The 18,221-nt window shown below is 26.9% G+C and carries 12 protein-coding genes; 1 reads left to right on the plus strand and 11 read right to left on the minus strand.

Annotation, left to right across the window (positions count from 1 at the left end; genetic code table 11):
* Window positions 1-13: 13 nt before the first annotated feature.
* The 3 genes from PWP28_RS01325 to PWP28_RS01335 are packed head-to-tail and all read right to left on the minus strand — an operon-like array spanning window position 14 to window position 4,272.
* Window positions 14-1,132 (minus strand): hypothetical protein, encoded by a 1,119-nt coding sequence (locus tag PWP28_RS01325; protein ID WP_308644097.1) that lies wholly within the window; start codon window positions 1,130-1,132, stop codon window positions 14-16.
* A gap of 14 nt (window positions 1,133-1,146) precedes the next feature.
* Window positions 1,147-2,379: a hypothetical protein gene (locus tag PWP28_RS01330; RefSeq protein WP_308644098.1), complete on the minus strand. Its 1,233-nt coding sequence runs from the start codon at window positions 2,377-2,379 to the stop codon at window positions 1,147-1,149.
* A gap of 54 nt (window positions 2,380-2,433) precedes the next feature.
* Window positions 2,434-4,272, minus strand: coding sequence for a GNVR domain-containing protein (locus PWP28_RS01335; RefSeq protein ID WP_308644099.1), 1,839 nt, complete (start codon window positions 4,270-4,272; stop codon window positions 2,434-2,436).
* A 497-nt stretch (window positions 4,273-4,769) separates the two neighbouring features.
* Here PWP28_RS01335 and PWP28_RS01340 point away from each other — a divergent pair, with 497 nt between their 5' ends.
* A complete protein-coding gene (locus tag PWP28_RS01340) occupies window positions 4,770-5,966 on the plus strand; it encodes an NAD/NADP octopine/nopaline dehydrogenase family protein (RefSeq protein ID WP_308644100.1) in 1,197 nt (398 codons plus the stop codon).
* A gap of 30 nt (window positions 5,967-5,996) precedes the next feature.
* Here PWP28_RS01340 and PWP28_RS01345 read toward each other — a convergent pair whose 3' ends face one another.
* The 8 genes from PWP28_RS01345 to PWP28_RS01380 all read right to left on the minus strand — a co-directional run bounded on the left by PWP28_RS01345 (window position 5,997) and on the right by PWP28_RS01380 (window position 18,120).
* Complete coding sequence (locus PWP28_RS01345) at window positions 5,997-8,597, minus strand: CBS domain-containing protein (protein WP_109604685.1); 2,601 nt, start codon at window positions 8,595-8,597, stop codon at window positions 5,997-5,999.
* Window positions 8,598-8,696: 99 nt separating this feature from the next.
* Complete coding sequence (locus PWP28_RS01350; RefSeq protein WP_308644101.1) at window positions 8,697-11,780, minus strand: glycoside hydrolase family 38 C-terminal domain-containing protein; 3,084 nt, start codon at window positions 11,778-11,780, stop codon at window positions 8,697-8,699.
* 18 nt (window positions 11,781-11,798) lie between these two features.
* Window positions 11,799-12,803: a GntR family transcriptional regulator gene (locus PWP28_RS01355; protein ID WP_109604682.1), complete on the minus strand. Its 1,005-nt coding sequence runs from the start codon at window positions 12,801-12,803 to the stop codon at window positions 11,799-11,801.
* 8 nt (window positions 12,804-12,811) lie between these two features.
* A complete protein-coding gene (locus PWP28_RS01360) occupies window positions 12,812-13,648 on the minus strand; it encodes a carbohydrate ABC transporter permease (protein WP_109604681.1) in 837 nt (278 codons plus the stop codon).
* 18 nt (window positions 13,649-13,666) lie between these two features.
* Window positions 13,667-14,542, minus strand: a complete 876-nt coding sequence (locus PWP28_RS01365; RefSeq protein ID WP_109604680.1) for a carbohydrate ABC transporter permease — start codon at window positions 14,540-14,542, stop codon at window positions 13,667-13,669.
* Window positions 14,543-14,582: 40 nt separating this feature from the next.
* A complete protein-coding gene (locus PWP28_RS01370; RefSeq protein WP_264149375.1) occupies window positions 14,583-15,842 on the minus strand; it encodes an ABC transporter substrate-binding protein in 1,260 nt (419 codons plus the stop codon).
* A gap of 164 nt (window positions 15,843-16,006) precedes the next feature.
* Window positions 16,007-16,894 (minus strand): radical SAM/SPASM domain-containing protein, encoded by an 888-nt coding sequence (locus tag PWP28_RS01375; protein WP_308644102.1) that lies wholly within the window; start codon window positions 16,892-16,894, stop codon window positions 16,007-16,009.
* Window positions 16,895-17,001: 107 nt separating this feature from the next.
* Window positions 17,002-18,120, minus strand: coding sequence for a hypothetical protein (locus PWP28_RS01380; RefSeq protein ID WP_308644103.1), 1,119 nt, complete (start codon window positions 18,118-18,120; stop codon window positions 17,002-17,004).
* Between the last annotated feature and the right edge of the window lie 101 nt (window positions 18,121-18,221).

Genomic DNA, 18,221 nt, shown 5'->3' on the forward strand with positions numbered 1-18,221 from the left:
ACATTAACAACTTTTATATTTCAAATGAAAACTTTATTCCAAGTATGGTTTTATTTTTTATTGGTGAATATATTTTCCAATTTTCTTTTTCTTTTTTTCTTTCATCATTATAATTTGTATCTAAATTTATGATTCCAATATTATAATTTTCGATTGTGAGTTTTATTTCTATGTTTTCTTTATACAGATCTAAGCCAAATAAAAATCCATTCATATCATTTCCATAGTCAAATCCCATAGGTATTTCTATGTTGTCATATTCTGCTGTAAATTTTAATAATTTTTGCCATCTGTTGTACATCCATGTATAAATAGTATAGTATTCTATTTTTGGCGATATATATATATCATTTATTTTATTTACATATCTACCTCCAAAAGCATAAGCTATTGCTGTTGGTTTATATCCTTCTGCACCTGCTTCTGTTGCTCCAACAACTATATCATCTTGAGCATATTCAGCATATATTTGAAATCCTTTATATGGTATTAAAGATAATTCAGCTGCAAGCATTGCATTTGAATATCCTTCTCCATAGGTGTTATGAAGTATACCAAGAGGATTGATATCTACAAGATCTGGAAATTTTCCTCCTACAAGATTTATTTCAGAGAATGAGAATCTCATGAAGTCCCATGGATTAAATTCGATTGAATGTATTATATATGTCTTATATGGTTCTGAATATCCTGAATTTTTATATATTGTATTTATTAATGGAGCTCTATCTGAATTTGAGTCTATTGCAGGGTTTTGTTGTATCAATAATTCTTGTTTTGTAAGATTTGGTGAAAAAAAGTATACTCCACTTGTTATATTTATTCCTTCTGTATGATATCCAGTTGTTATTCCATTTACATATGGTAATGAATCTGAAAGATATAGACCTCTTTCAAAGTTTGACCAATCCGTTATATATTGTCCTCCAATTATGAACAATGGGTTTTGTATTATATATATAGATTTATTTTTATAATTGATTTGATTTTTGAAGTTTGTTGGATATGGTTTTATATTTGTTATACTTTTTCCTTGATATATATTTTTTATGATATTAAAATTATTTGTATTTATCGAAGCAAATATAATTATTGATGATATTATCATCATAAAAGTTATAATTTTTTTCATTTTTTGCTCCTTTTTTAAAGTTGTATATCCAAATCAAATATATAATGTATACTTATGATATTTTGATGTTTTTCATTTAGGTTGAGGTTTATATATGATAGTTTTATGTCTCCATATTTTAGTTTTATATATGTGTTTAAGTTTAGATTGTTTATCTTTCCTTCTTTATTTTTTCCATTATCATATTGTATACTTATTTTTAGGTTTTTATTCTCTATATTTAAATTCATGGCTATCATGTTTGAATCTTCTCCATATTTAAATCCAAATGGATAATTGAACATTAATCTTGCTGGTGGAGTATTAGACAGTGAAAATCCCCTGTAATAAAGTTGTTTATATGGGTCTTCATCATGGTATATATTTTTTGAAATATTATAATATTCTATTGTTGGAGTTATTTGTAAATTTAATATATCAAATATTTTATTCATTCCAAATGCAAATGATGATTTTAGATTTGAATAGTTTATAGTGTATTCTGCATACATATTTATGAATGTTTTATATTTTATATATGTTGATAAAAGTCCTGTTTCTGATTTTACTATGTCTAAAGGTGAGGGTAATCTTCCTGCTATATGATTGAGTGTTTGTAATGCATATTCAAAATTCTGATCTTCATGGTATATTTTTTGAAATATGTCATTTCTGTATGCAGAGAAATTTCCTTTTGAAAATTTATATTCATATTCTTGTTTAGATAAGAATGGAAATGATGATATGAATGCCATTTGATAATTTATTTTGCTTAGTTTTATTTTTATATTTAAATTATCATAGTATGGTGCATTATTTGATAAGGTTATTGGATATATTAAATTGCCTGATTTTATTTTGGTTCTTCCAAGTGTTATTTCATAATTTTTATCTTTATAATTTAGATATGAATTGGTTGGAAAGTCCAATGATATGTATGTAATATCTTTTAAATTATATATATTATAATTTTTATAATTATAATAAGCCGTTTCTGAAAGTCTTAAATCTGCTATAAATTGTGCATAGAATTTTTTATCATACTGACTTTTGAATCCTATGCTTATTAATTTTGCATTGTATACAGAATAATCTCTTAATATACTATCATTTATCCATTGATTTTCATACCATCCATGTGATGGTTTGTAATCATTTTTTATTCTGTTTTCATATTTTATATCTGTTCCTATATATATATAATTTTGAAACTGTGAATATATAGTTATATTGATCATAATAATCATTAAAATTATTATTCTTTTCATTTTTTGCTCCTTTAATGAGAAAGCGGCTTACAATAAAAATTGTAAGCCGAATTATTATTTTATATATGCTTTAACTATTTTAGGTTCTTTTTTTATTGTTTCTTCTATCATTTGTAATTCAGATAGTTTTTCTTCTACAAAAATTATTTTTTTATCCATATGTTCTTCATATAGTATATATGATGGACTTTCTATACTTTCAAATATTATTATTGCTTTTTCTTTAGTTTTTATATCTTCAAATTTTTGTATTTTTGTTTTCAAATTTATTTCATCTTTAGGTTCTTCAAATTCTACAGTATTATCTACTTCTTTTATTAATTCCTTTAATTTATTTATTATTCGTTTCTGTTTTGTTGAATTTTTATCTACTATTATTCCAACTTTTTTAAAATTATATTTATACATATAATTATATATTTTTTCTGCATCTTCTACTTTGTTTATATTCAAATCTATTTCTTTAAAAAGTGATTCAAACTCTCTTTTATCTTTTAATTTTTTATCTGAAGATTCTTTTATAAATACTAATAATATACCAAGAAATATACCAAGGACTAAACCTATTGCAAGTGTCAGTTTTTTATTTGGGGATATAGGTCTTTGTGGTACATATGAATCTTCTATTATGGAGAACTTTGGATTATACAATGATTTTTTTAATTGTTCTTGTTCTAATGTGTTATAAAAAATGTTATATTTGCTTTCTATTATTTTTTGCTCTTTTAACATTTGAAGATATTGATATATTATTGGTGATTTTTTATTTATTTCAGAATCTATAACTTTTAACATTTGTTGATATACTTCTTTTGTAACATCAAAAAGTTCAAGTTGTGTTTTTGTTTGTATATACTGTTGAAATTTTGTTCTATCAGTTATAGAAAGATATTTTAAATTATCATTAAGTATTTTATTTTGCTGTGTTGTTAGTTCTGTTTGAGTAATCTTTATAGAATTTTCAAGTTCTATTATTCTCGGTGAATTTGGTTGATTTAATTTTAATGTCTCAAGTTCTATTTGATAATTCACAAGTTGATTCTTTAATGAGGATAAATTTGCTTGTGAAGAAGTTAATATTATCTCTTTCATTTCTTCACTTGTTTCTATTAAAGTTTTTTCAATAGTTTCAAGAGTTATTTCGAGTTGTTGTCTATCTTGATCCATTTTTAATAGTTTTAAATAGGTATCTTCATAATACTTTATTAATTCTGTTTGTACAGCATTGTCACTTATCTTATTTTCTACTTTATAATCATATAATTGTTTTGTCATTTTATTATATTGATTTTCAAGATCATTAAATACAGATTTTATCTGAATTATCGTTTGATCTGAACGTTGTGTTGTTAACTGTTCATCATATTCAAGATAATAATCATATACCATATTAACTATAGATGCTGCTTGTGTTGGATTTTTACTTTCATAGGATATTTTTACAAAACTTGTATCTTTTATCGAAGTTATTTTTAAATCTTGTCTTAATGAATCTATAAAATCTCTTTTTTTATAATCTATTTTTCTTATCTTAGCGAGTAAACCTTTATTATTATTTGCTTTTTCAACCATATTTAATTCATCTACTATTTTTCCAAGTACATAATCCGATTTCATTCTTTGTAGTTCGTTTGGGAGATCACTTGATCCGCTACTTGGAAGTGCTATTCCAGCCATAGAGGCAAGTCCTGCATATTGACTTAATGATGATGTTGATGTTTTTCCTTGATATTCAATAGTTGTTTCTGCCTTGTAAATTGGTTTAGTAAAGAGTAATAAATATAAAACAGTTATTATAAATACTATTAGAACTGTTGCATAAAATATTCCTCTTCTCCTTTTGAATATTCTTATTATGTCTGAAAATGTAAGCTCCATCTCTTGATTTTCCATTTATTTACCCCCACTTTTTTTATGTTATTCAATTTTATCATAATGTCTTTAATTTTATTTAAAATTCTATATATTGTTTTGTTTTATATTATTTTTTTGATTAGTTTGTTAGTTAAATTTATAAACTAATAGTAAAAAACTTTATAATAATTAATTAAAGCTGAAAATAGAGAATTTTTATTCTCTATTTTTTCTTTTGTATTTTAAAAAAATGATTTTACAAAAAAAGAAATAAAATATTAATTTTATATAACTAACTTTAATCGTTCTCTAATATCTGTAACAATATTCTCCTGTTTATATTATGTTTTTTGATTAATTTTTTATTTTTTTATTTTATAAATTTTACTTATTTGTATTTTTATGTTATAATATTATTATATAAAAATTATATATATGCCTGCTTATATATTTTAAATAATTTTAAAGTGCTTTCTCAGGTTTGAGAAGGTACTTTTTTGTTATAGATGAAATGATTATTTTTAGGAGGCGTTTTTATGAATAGTATTACTGTTATTGGCGGAGGAAGTAGTGCTCATGTTTTAATACCACTACTTTCTAAAAGTGGTCTTGAAGTTAATTTGATAACTTCTAAACCATATCGGTGGAATGATGTTGTTGAATTGGAGTATCGGGATAAAAAAGGAGAGGTTATTGATAAGTTCAGAGGTGATTTGAATATTATAACTGATAATCCAAATGATGTTATTCCAAAGTCAGATATTATTATTTTATGTATGCCTGTTAATAGGTATAGAATAGCTTTGAATGATATAGGTGGTTTTATTCCAAAGGATAAGAAAGTTTTTATTGGTACTGTTTATGGTCAAGGTTTTTTTAATTTGATGGTTGATGAAATGATAGATGAATATGATTTAAAGAATGTGGTAAAATTTTCTTTTGGTTTAATTCCTTGGATTTGTAGAACTAAAGTTTATGGGAAAGTGGGTATTTTATATGGGGTTAAAGATTTTAATCTCATTGCTATTGAACCAAAATCAGAATTTGAAAGTTTGAATGATGAATTTCTTCGTTTTATAAGTGATTATTGGTTTGGAAGAGGATCTTTTAAATTATCCGATAATTTTATTTCTTTATCTTTATGTACTGATAATCAGATTATTCATCCTTCAAGACTTTATGATCTTTTTGAGGAATTTGGAGGTAAATGGAGTAATTTTGATGATGTTCCATATTTTTATAGTGATTGTTCTGAGAATACTGCCAATATTTTGAGTTCTCTTGATGATGATTATTGTAAAGTTAAAGATAAGATTAAAGATTTGTATTCTAATATGAACTTTGATTTTATGCTCGATTATTTAAGTTTTAATAGATTTTTTAATAAATCTGAAAGTAATAAAAATTTTTTGGATTCTCTTTTAAATTCTAATTCTTTGAGTAATATTGCAACTCCTGTGATTAAAGATGATGATTTTTTTGTTATTGATAAGAATCATAGATTTTTTCATGATGATATTTTTTATGGTTTATGTATGGTTAAGTATTTGGCTCAAAATTTAAATTTAGATGTTTATAATATAGATAAGTTGTTGTATTGGGCTCAAGATTTATTGGGAATTTCTTTGATAAAAAATGATAAACTCGTTTTAGACGATGTTTATAATGATAAGTTTAAATATGGTGTTTCTTTATTTATGAAATATGATAATTTAGATGATATTATTAAATAAAAAAGGGATTGTTCTTTTGAACAGTCCCTTTTATATATAGTTTTTTTCTTGATCTGGAGTTATTTTTTCATCTAATCTTAGTTTTTTTAATTCTTCAAGTTTTTCTTTTATTTGTCTTCCTTTGTATCCTTTTTCTTTGAGATCTTTTCCAGTTGTTTTTAATTTTATTTCTTTTACTTTGTTTAAGTAGTCTGTATATTCTTGTTTTTTGTTGTCTGATACTTTTATTCCTGTATATATTATTTGTTCATTATTGAATGTACAGAGTATTTCATAGTATTTTGAATTACTTATTTCTTTTTGTTCATTTATTGTTTGATAAGCTTTTTTTGCTTGATCTAATTTTTCAAAGAATTCTCCAGGTAAACCATATCTTTGTTGTATTTCTTTTAATGAATTGTTGGGAGTATATTGTAATAGTATATAGAATAATAAGTGTAATTTTCTTACTTTGTATGTGTATATTGGTGCTTTGTGTTTTATTATTTCATAGTATTCGAATAGTTTTTCTACATCTTTTTCAAGTGTTGGTGTGTAGTATGTGTATGGGAATAGATGGGTTATTATTTTGAATTCACCCATTCTTTTTATTGCTTTTAATGGGTTTGGTTCTTTTAATATTTTTTCTATTTCTTCTCTTAGTCTTGGTCCAGTAACTTTTTCAAGGTAATTACCTTCTACTGTTCTTCTTAGATAGTCTTCTGTTTGTTTATTTATTTTGAATCCATATCTTTGTTCAAATCTTATTGCTCTGAGTATTCTTGTTGGATCTTCTACAAAAGATAATGGATATAGTGTTCTTATTATTTTGTTTTCGAGATCTGATTTTGATGTGAAAAAATCTAATAGCATTCCAAATGTTTCTTGATTTATTCTTATCGCCATCGTATTTATTGAGAAGTCTCTTCTATATAGATCTTTTTTTATGGTGCTTACTTCTACTTTTGGTAATTCCGCTGGTGCTTCATAATATTCTGTTCTCGCTGTTGCTACGTCTATTCTGAATCCATCTTTGAAGTATAATGAGCATGTATTGAATTTTTTATGTGGTATATATTTTATCATTAATTGTTCTGCAACATATTTTCCGTATTTGTTGGCATCACCTTCTACTACTATATCTATGTCATAATTTTCTAAGTTTAATAATAAGTCTCTCACAAAGCCACCAACTACATATGTGTGCATTTTTAATTCTGATCCAAATGCACCAAATAATCTGAGAAGGTTCATTATTCTTTTTGGAAGTCTTTCTTTCATGAGTTGTGATATGTTGAATACATTGAATTTTTCTTTTAATATTGGATTTGGTGAGAAATCAAATACTCCACTTGATGCATGTAGTATGTCTGATCTCGTTATTATTCCCACTAATACTCCTTTTTTTAATACTGGTAATCTTCCTATATCTTCTTCTGCCATTATTTTTCTTATTTGACTTACTGATGTTTCTGTATCTACAACTTTTATTTTTTTTGTCATCACTGCCTTTATAGGGGCATTTGATAGTTTGTGTTTTATTGCTTTTTCTATATCTTTTTTTGTTACGAGGCCAACTAGTTTGTTATTGTCTATTACTGGTAGTCCTGAATGACCTGTTTGTTCCATTATATTGTATGCTTTTTCTACTTTTTGTTGTGCAAGTATTGTTCTTACTGGTGATGACATTATATTTGATGCTTTTATTACTGGTATGAATGAATTTTTTAATTCTTTTTCTATTTTGTTTATTACTTGTTGTATGTTTTTGTCTTTTACTTTGGCAGATCCAGCTTTTTTGTGTCCTCCTCCTCCAAAGTGTTCTAATACTTTATTTAAATCTATTTCATTGGTTTTAGATCTTGCTACTATGTATATGTTTTTTCCCATTCTTACTACTGTAAATAGTATGTCTGGAGTTAATGTTTCAAATATTTTATGAGTTATTATATTTAGTCCACCTATGAATTTTTCTATTTCTGAATAAGCTATTTGTACATTTAATTCATTTAGATATAGTTCTTGTATGTTGTTGTACAACATATCGAATAGTTCTCTTTGTTCTTCTGTCATTTCGAGTGCTACAAATTCTTCTACTTCTTTTAATCTTGCTCCTCTTTTTAATAATTCTGCCGCAACAAGATGATCTTGTTCTGTTGTTGTTGTATACATGAAATTTCCAGTATCTTCATGTATTGCTATTAAAAATAATGTTTCTAAGGTGTCTGGAAGATCTGATTTTTGATTTAGTAGTTGTTTTACTACAAGTGTTGTTGCAGCTCCCATTTCTTCGGAGTAATTATTTCCTTTTATATTATTTTCTCTCATTTTTGGATGATGATCATATATATCAGTTTCTATACCACTTTCTATTAGTTTTTTTATTGTTGGTGGTATTCTTTGTATATCTGCTGTGTCTACTATTACTATTTTTTGAAAGTTTTTGTTTTCTATTTGTTGTTTGTATTCTTCAAGGAATTGTTTTTCGGTGAGATAAGGGATATCATATATATTTATAAATTCTGTGAGGTTTTTAGCGGGTTCTCCTTTTATTATTATTTGTGCATCTTCATATATTAATTTTGCGGCATATGCTGCTGCAAATCCGTCAAAATCTGGATTTTTATGTGTTGTTATTATTGTTTTTAGCATTATTTTTTCTCCTTTTTTGTTCTATATTTTATTTTATCATTTTTTAATAATATTTTTATTAAAAAAAGACCTTCTCAATTTAATGAGAAGATCTTTTTTTTACTCTACAACAAGGGTGTATATTTTGAAAGGGTTGTATTCCAGCTTTATTATTCCATTTTCTTCTTTTAATTCTTGTTTATTGTTTTCTAATAGGTTTGTTTTATATATTTTTTTGTGTGGTATATTTATTTTTATTTCTGCTGTTCCAGATCCTCCAGCCATTTCTACAAGTCTTATTGTATTACCTTTTTCTTTTGCTTGTTTTATTGCTGTTATTTTTAATGTTGTTTTATTTGTTTGCATTATTGGGTTTTGTTGTATTTCTGAATTTATTTTTGTCATTAGAGGTTTGTTTAGTTTTTCTGATTCTTCTATTACTGTTTGTATATCTGAATTGTTGTGAGGGTATATTGAGTATGTAAATTCATGTTTTCCTTCATCTGCAAAGTATGCAGGGTATATTGGACCTCTTAAAAGGTTTATAGATATTTCATTTTGATTTATTTTGTATCCATATTTGGAATCGTTTAATAGTGCATATCCATAGTTGTATTCTGATAAGTCTATCCATCTGTGAGCAAGTACTTCAAATCTTGCTTCTTCCCAGCTTGTATTTGTATGTGTTGGTCTTTCTATGTATCCAGCTGATAGATCGCATTTTGCATTTCTTGTGTGTACATTGAAAGGCATTTTTGCTCTTAACATAGTTCTTCTTGTATGCCAGTCTATTTTTGTGTTTATGTCTAATCTTTCTTCTTTTAATGTGTAATTTTGTATTATTGTTGTTCCTTCTGATTTGTAGGTTACTTGTATTGTTTTTTGTATTTCTCCATCTTCTATTAGTTTTATTGAGTCGGCTTTTATTATTGTTTCATATTTTTCATAATCATGTTCTATATCCCATGCATCCCAATATGTTGGTACATCTTTGTACATGGCGAGTATGTTTCCTTTGTTTTTGAATGTTTTTCTGTTATTTGTTTTATCTGTTATTTGTATTGTTCCATCAGGATTTACTTCGAGTTTTAATTTGTTGTTTTCTATTGTTGTTTTTTGTTGTATTTTTTGTTCTTGAATATTTGTTTTATTTGTTATGTTTAGTATTATTGTCTGGAATGGTTTTATTGTTTCATCTGATGTGTATATATATGTTTCTTCATCTATTTTTTGCATTTTTAATTGTGTTCCATTTTGAGTTTCTATTATTTTTCCATTCGTTTTTGCTGTGAATTCTATTTTTCTTTCATATGATGTGTCATTTATTATTGTTATTTTTGAGTTGTTTGGTTTTGAGATAGAGTTTATTGCTTGTTTTATTATTTCATCTGCATTTTGTATTAGTTGTGTTAATTCTTTTTCTGAGTCTTGATATACTTCTTTTATTGATGATCCTGGTATTACATCATGGAACTCTGTATGTAAAAGTATTTCCCATAATTGTTGTATTTTTTGTTCTGGGTATTCTATTTCATTTTGTGCAATTACTGAGTAGTATTCAGCTTGATATAGTTTGTATTCAGCTATTTTGTGTAGATATTTTGTTTTTGACTGAGATGTGTATGTTCCTCTATGTAATTCTAAGTAGAGATCTCCATCCCATGTTGGTAGTGTTTCTTCTATTTTTAAATTTTCGAAGAAGTTTTCTACTGTGTCTATTTTTAGTTGTGGTACTCCAGCCCAATTTTTTGCTATTTCATATTTTTCTTGCATTTCATCTGTTGGACCTCCACCACCGTCTCCATATCCAAATGAGAGAAGTGTTGTGTCTACTTTATCTTTTTCTCTATGTGCTTCCCAAGTTTTTATTAGTGATTCTGGATCTGTGTTTCCATTGTATCCTCCAATTGGATTTGCATATGAGAAGTATATTACTTCTGATCCATCTATTCCTCTCCATTTGCATACATCATGTGGGAATTTGTTTTTTTCGCTCCAATTTATTTTTATGGTTACAAAGTTTTCTATTTCTGATTCTTTTAATATTTGAGGTATTATCCAATTGAATCCAAATACATCTGGAAGCCAACATGTTTTATTTTTTGTTCCAAATTCTTTTTCAAAGTATGTTTGACCATAATAGAATTGTCTTATTAAAGATTCTACATTTCCTATATTACAGTCACTTTCTACCCACATACCTCCAGCAGTTTCCCATTTTCCTTGTTTTACGAGTTCTTGAATTTTTTTGTATAGTTCTGGATATGAGCTTTTTAAGTCTTTATACATTTGTGCTGATGATTGACTGAATTTGAATTCTGGATATGTTTCTATCATTCTTACAGCGTTTGCAAATGTTCTAACTATTTTTCTTTTGGTTTCGGCATATGGCCATAACCATGCATAGTCTATGTGTGCATGTCCTATTAAGTTTAGTTTTCCTTGTTTTTGATGTTGTTTATTTAATTGTGTCATTTTTTCATCTAGTTTTTCTGCTGCATTTATTATTGTTTGTTTGTCTTCATGATTTAGTAACATACCTGAATTTTCTGGAAATTTTTCTGGATTCCATATTCCATTTACCATTTCATATATAGCTGGATTGTCTTTTGTTCCTTTGAAGTAATTTTCTGAATTTCTCGGTATATGTATTTGTTTTATTCCTTCATCTAATTGTTTTTTTATTTTTTCAGCTAATGTTTTATCTGGTGTTGCAGCCATTATTTCTATTGCTGTTTTGAATTTTAATAATGATGTTTGTATGTTTTTGTCTATTGTTAATATTTTTGATGTTGTTAATGTAGGTGTTTTTTGATGTTCTCCAAATAATTTTTTTGGTACTGTTTGTATTTTTATTTTATGTTCTTTACCATCGGCGAATTTTGTTATGTTTAATTGTCTATGGTATGGATTTATTTCTCCATATGGAAAATCGTCTATTATTACAAGACTTTCTCCACCCATCCATAGATCTAAGTATATCCATTGATCTTTTTGAGGTTTGTCTATTTTTATTGTGTTTTCAAAATATACGGGGAGTTGTTTATCATCCCATGTAAATCCTTCGTTTATGTTTTGTTTTGTTTCATCTTTTGAACTGTATGTCCAGTTGTTTAAATTTTCTCTTTTGTTTATTGTGTATGGGAGTATTTCACTTATCATTGCAAGGTATCTATCTTTTATTTGTTCTGGTTTTAAGTACATTTTTTCGCCTCCTCGTTTTTAAATGCTTGTTGATTTTCTTTTTTTTATTTGTACTGGTATTTTTATTTCTTTTTGTGTTTTTTCATTTTTTAATATTTTTATTATTGTTGATACAGCATTTTCACCTATTTGTTCAAAGTTTTGTTTTACAGTTGTTAATTCTGGATATAACATTATAGCAGTTTCTATGTCATCAAATCCCGCAACTTTTATCTGATGCGGGATGTTTATTCCGTTATATATTAATGTGTTATGAATTTTTATAGCTGTTGTATCATTACAAAAGAATATGAAATCAATTTTTTCTTCTTTTATTTTTTTTAAAAGATCATGTGTGTTTATTTCTTCTGAATCTATATTTTGTATTTGTTTTCCATATTCTTCACAGAATCCTATATATCTACTTTTTACTGATTGTATTTGAAAGTCTCCATGAGTTATGAATATTGGATTTTTTATTTTTAATTCTTTTGCATGTTGTGCCATTATTCTTCCACCTTCTTCATTATCACTCCATATCAATGGTATTTCATAATGATTGGGTAGAGGTCTGTCTACAAATACTATTGGAAAACTTTCTTTTATTAAACTTCTTAGTATTCCATTTGTTAATGATGATGTTGTCGGTTGTAATATTAGTCCATCTATTTCTTTTTCTAATAAGTCTATTATTAGTTTTTCTTCTTCTTTTACATTGAATGAATAATCTAATGCATATGTTTTTATTCCATATTTTGATGTATTTTTTATTATTCCCCTTACTATGTCATTGTTTTGTACTATTACTCCAATTTTTTTTCTTGAGAGTGGATCTGAACTCGTTACGAAAGAGCCTACACCTTTTAATTTAGTTATTAATCCTTCATGTTCGAGTTTTGAGAGTGCTTTTCTCACTGTCACTCTTGTGGTTTCAAACATGTCGGCAACTTCTTTTTCAGATGGTATTTTTTCTCCGGCTTTAATTTTTTCTTCAATTATTAATGATTCGAGGTAGTCATATATTCTTTCGTATTTTGGTTTCACCTTTTACACTATCCTTTCATACCTTGTATTTTTATTCCTTCTATTAGGTATTTTTGTGCTATTAGGAAGAATATTAGTGTCGGTATCAGTGATATTGTAGATGCTGCCATAGACCAGTTCCAATGTGTTTCATATTTTCCTTGAAATAATGGTAATCCAAGTGCAAGCGGGAATAAATTTTCATCGTTTAAGTATATTAATGGCATAAAATAGTTATTCCATGATCCGACAAATTGTTGTAATGCTATAAGAAATAATATTGGTTTAGATAATGGTAACATTATTTTTCTGAATATTGTAAATTCACTTGCACCATCTATTCTTGCCGCTTCTAATAAAGCATTTGGCACGGTTTTAAAGAATTGTCTTAACAAGAATATGAAGGCTGGTGTTCCTGTGAATGCGGGTATTATTAATGGTAAATATGTGTTTATCCAACCAAGTTTACTGAATATAACGAATGTTGGTATCATTGTCACTACCATTGGTAGCATCATGGTTCCAAGCATCATGTAAAAGAATATATTTTTGCCCCACCAGTTTATTTTTGAGAAACTATAGGCTATCATGGGACAACTTATTAATGATCCTATAACACATCCAAATGTTATTATAATACTGTTACCAAAATATTTCCAAAATGGAAAGTAATTTGTAGCCTGAACATAATTGTCCCATATTGGTTTATCTGGTAACCATTGTGGGGGAAATGCCATTATTTCGGCATCTGTTTTTAAAGATGTTGTTACCATCCATATTAATGGTAATGCATATATTATACATACTAATATGGTTATTATTCTCATTATATTTATTCTTGTTTTTTCTTTTGTTTTGGCTTTCATATATGTCACCTCTTATTTTTATCCAAAATAATTTACCCATTTTTTTGATGTTCCAAAGTATATTAATGTAAATACTATTGCTATTAGGAACATTATCCAAGCCATTGCTGATGCATATCCCATGTTCATGTATGAGAAAGCTTGTTTATAGAGGTACATTGAATATGTTAATGATGCATTATTTGGACCACCTTTTGTCATAAGCATAGGAAGATCGAATATTTGTAATGCTCCAAATGTTGCTGTTATTAAATAGAATAGAATACTTGGTGTTATTAAAGGTAATGTTATTTTCCAAAATTGTTTCCATCTCGAAGCTCCATCTATTGATGCAGCTTCATATAGTTCTTTTGGTATGTCTTTTAGTGCAGCCATCATTATTAATGCAGTTCCACCAGCACCCCATTGAGATAGTAGTATTATTGTAGGTTTTACCCAATTTGGATCATTTAACCATAATGGTCCTTCTATTCCGAATTGTGCCAATAGATTGTTTACAAATCCAAGATATGGATGAAAGAAAAATAATGATATTACAGCAAATGCATATCCAGGCACTATACTTGGAAAGTATGTTAATGCCCTGTATGTTGCAACTTCTTTGAATGGCTGTACTAAGAGAATTGCAAGACCTATTCCCACAATTAAACCCACTGGTACAAGAAATATTGTATAGAATAATGTGTTCGTTATTGATTTTAAAAATATATTATCCTGAAACATTTTTATGTAGTTTGAAAATCCTACAAATTTAGGTGTGTCTGTTATATGATACTCTGTGAATGAGTAGAATAAAGATGCACATATAGGATATAGTACAAATACTAAGAATCCTATGAGCCATGGTAATGCAAATAACAGTCCTATTGTATTTGTTCTTGTACGGCTTTTCATTTTTTTATCACCTCAGGTTTATATCTGAAGAAGAGCCCTCTCATTTAGAGAGCTCTTTTTCTATTTTTTCCATTTCATCATTTAATACTTTTTGTGCATGTTTTAATGTTTCTCTTACATCTGCACCATCTAATATTTGATCTCTTGCTTTTGTTAATTCATCCCATGCAAGTGATCCAATTGGTACTGCTGGTCTTGATTTTGCATATGGAAGTACATCTGTGAATGGTTTTAATGATGGATCTTTTTCTATTAATTTTGGTACAGCTTCTTTTATTGTTGGTAAGTATCCTCTGTCTACTGCATATTCTATTTGTCCTTTTGTTGACATGAAGTATATGAATTTTGCAGCTTCTAATGGATGATTTGCTTTTTTAGGTATTACCCAACCATGTCCACCTGCCCATGTTGATATATGATCTGGATCTGTTCCAGGGACTGGTGCTATTCCATAGTTTATACCAAGATCTTGTATTCCTCTTAATGACCAGTTTCCATCTACCATCATTCCCATTCTGTTTGCTTTGAATGGATTTAAGTCTCCCGCATTCATCGATATAAAAGCATCTAAACTATTTTTGTCATGGTTTTTTGCATATTCTTTTTGCCATTCAAATGATTTTATTACATTTTCATCTTCTGCAAATATGAATTTTTTTGTGTTTACATCATAAAATTCTCCACCAAAAGCCCATCCATATGTATATGGCCAACCTTGATATGCCCATGGTATGAATCCTATTTGTACTACTCTTCTTCCAATTTTTTTAGTTATTTTGTTTGCAAGTTCTTCAACTTCTTTTACTGTTCTTGGTGGTTTTTCTGGATCTCCACCTGCAGCTTTTATTAAGTCTTTGTTGTAGAACATTACTCTTGTATCTGTTTCAAATGGAAGTCCATATAATGCTCCATTAAATTCACATTCTGCTATTGCAAAATCAAAAAATTCATTTTTGATTTTTTTTACATCATATCCAGCTTTTTCTAATTGTACATCTATTGGTTGTACAACTTTGTTATAAGCTCTTTGAGCTATTACAAATCTGTCTATATAATATACATCAGGTACCTGTTGTGCAGCAACTGAAGCTATTAATTTTGTGTCATCTCCATCATTGTTTCCAATTGATGCCTGTAATCTTACTGTTATTCCAGGATTTTCTTCTTCAAAGTCCTTAACAAGTTTATCCAATACAGCTTTTCCCTTTGGATCAGTAATTCCATGCCATACTATTATTTCTGTTGAGTAGGCAAATATTACCATTAAAATTACTAATAATGAGAGTATCCCCTTTTTCATTATTAACACCTCCTAATCTTTTCATGTATATTTTTTCATTGAAACAGTTTTTATGCAAATTTTATCACGGTTGTATTTACTTATATATACATGTATATTTTTATTTAGAGGCTAAAATCTTTTGTTTTTTTATTTTCTATAATTAAATTAAAAAAGCGGAGATTTTATTGATGATCTCCGCTTTTTGTATGTTTTTTTATGAATTTATTTTTATATGTACATTTTTTACATAGTTCTTCTATTGCAATGTTTTGAGAAAAGTTGTCATATATAGCTTTAGATCTTTTTGAGTTGATTATTTCTGAAAATTCTTGTTCATTTAAGTTTCCAAGATTTATAATTCCATTTTCATCGAGACAACATGGAACAACTGTACCATCATTAAGTATTGCTACATGATCTCTTAGGCCATAGCAAAATCCTTTTTCTGTTTGTTGTTGTTCTGTTATATCTGGCCATTGAAATTCTTTATCATAATTTATATATATTTTGTCCTTTATTTTATAGTAGTCTCTTTCATTGTTTTTTATTGGTATTTGTATTTTGTAGTATTGTTCTATGTATTTTAATATTTGTTGTGTCTGTTGATTTTGTTTTCTCCATATTCTTAAAGATATGTAGCTATTTTTTGATGCATTTTCTATGAATTCAATTATTTGTTTTGTATATTGTTCAGAATTTATTTTATACGGATTTTGTTGCATATAGCTATGAAGTGATATATTTATTCTATATATTGCTGTGTAGTCTGTTATTTTTTTTGCTTTTTGTTGTATATTGTATCCATTTGTAGATAGTGTTATTTTTTTATTGTTTTGTTTTGCTATATCGAGTATTTTTTGTAATTCTGGGTGTAATAATGGTTCACCTTTTACATATAAGGTGTAATAGTCTGTATATTTGGATGTTTTTTGTATGTATTTTTGAAATTTTGATATTTCTATGTGTTTTTTTGGTCTTTTATCTATATTACAAAATGAACATTTTAAATCACATATATTTGTTATTTCTATGTATATTTTTTTGAATTTTTTATTTTTTATTTTTATCACCACTTTTTTATATGATATTTATTTTATCATATTATTATGAAAAACCGGCTTTTAGCCGGTTTTTTTGGTGAGATTTTGCATCTAATATATATATTTTCACAAGGGGATTATTCGTATTCTACTATTAATTTTTGATATATTATATCTAAGTATGTGAGGGAGTATATCATACTTCCTCTTACCATAGTTAAATCCCAGTCTGAGAAGTATTTTTCATATTCTGTTCCACTTTTGTTTATATAGAGTTTTGATATAGTTTCAAAATTTCTTTGATCTGATTTTCCATTGCCTATATCATAATGATCTTTACTTATCACTATATTGTCTGCATCTACAAGTGTATGTGCAAGTCCAAATGATACTGCATATATTTTTCCACCTGATATTTCTGCTCTGTATGTGAGTGGTAATAAATATGATTCTTGTGTCAATACTGCAAGTAATAGTTCAACAGGTATATGATCGAAGTATATTTCTTTTTTCCATAATTCTGATTCACTTATACTTTGATTTAGCATTATGTCGGAATGTGTGTATGTATATGCCATTTCTACTATGTATTGAGCATATTCTTTTATTTGTTGATTTGTTAGACTTTCATTTGGAGTTATTTTTGGATATGTTTTTCCAGATTCTGTATAATCTTGTCCATAGAATTTTAACCATACATCCCAAAATCTTCCCTTTTCTGATGTGTATTTTATTATTTGTTCTACTTTTTCAGTTAACATTTCTTTTTTATCGAAATTTGTTATTTTCTTAGGATTTAATTCTTCAAATGTTCTATCTGTACTTTGAGGTTTTACTGGTACTTCTTGATCTACATAGTCTATTAACCAATTTGTTGATGATCCATCATCTGCATTTTTTATTATGTTTCCAACATAATTTCTTAATCTAAAATCAGTTGGACTTAATCTTTCTCCAAAGGCTTTACTTATTGTTTCATCTAAGGTTATTTCATTCATGAAGTATTGATAGTATGCAAGTACTTGTTTAGTGTTATGCATTTGTGATTCTTTTTCTTTTAACTCTTGATATGAACATTCAGCACCTTGATTATATGCTGCATATATCAGTTTTACAAGTTCATTTCTTGAGTTTGTGTTCAATTTTGAGAACTTTATATCATCTTCATATTTCTTTAATTCTTTTTCGTTTAATATACATGAGCTTAATAAGATTAGTATACTTAGAGTAAGTAATATGTACAGTATTTTTTTCATTTATATCCTCCATTTTTATATTTTTTATCTCTATATATTATTTCTATTTATGATTTGATAACCCTTTTACGGTTTTTTTGTTTTTTCTTTATTTTTTTGCT

Origin of the sequence: Oceanotoga sp., assembly GCF_030445905.1 — a bacterium.
Lineage (GTDB): Bacteria > Thermotogota > Thermotogae > Petrotogales > Petrotogaceae > Oceanotoga > Oceanotoga teriensis.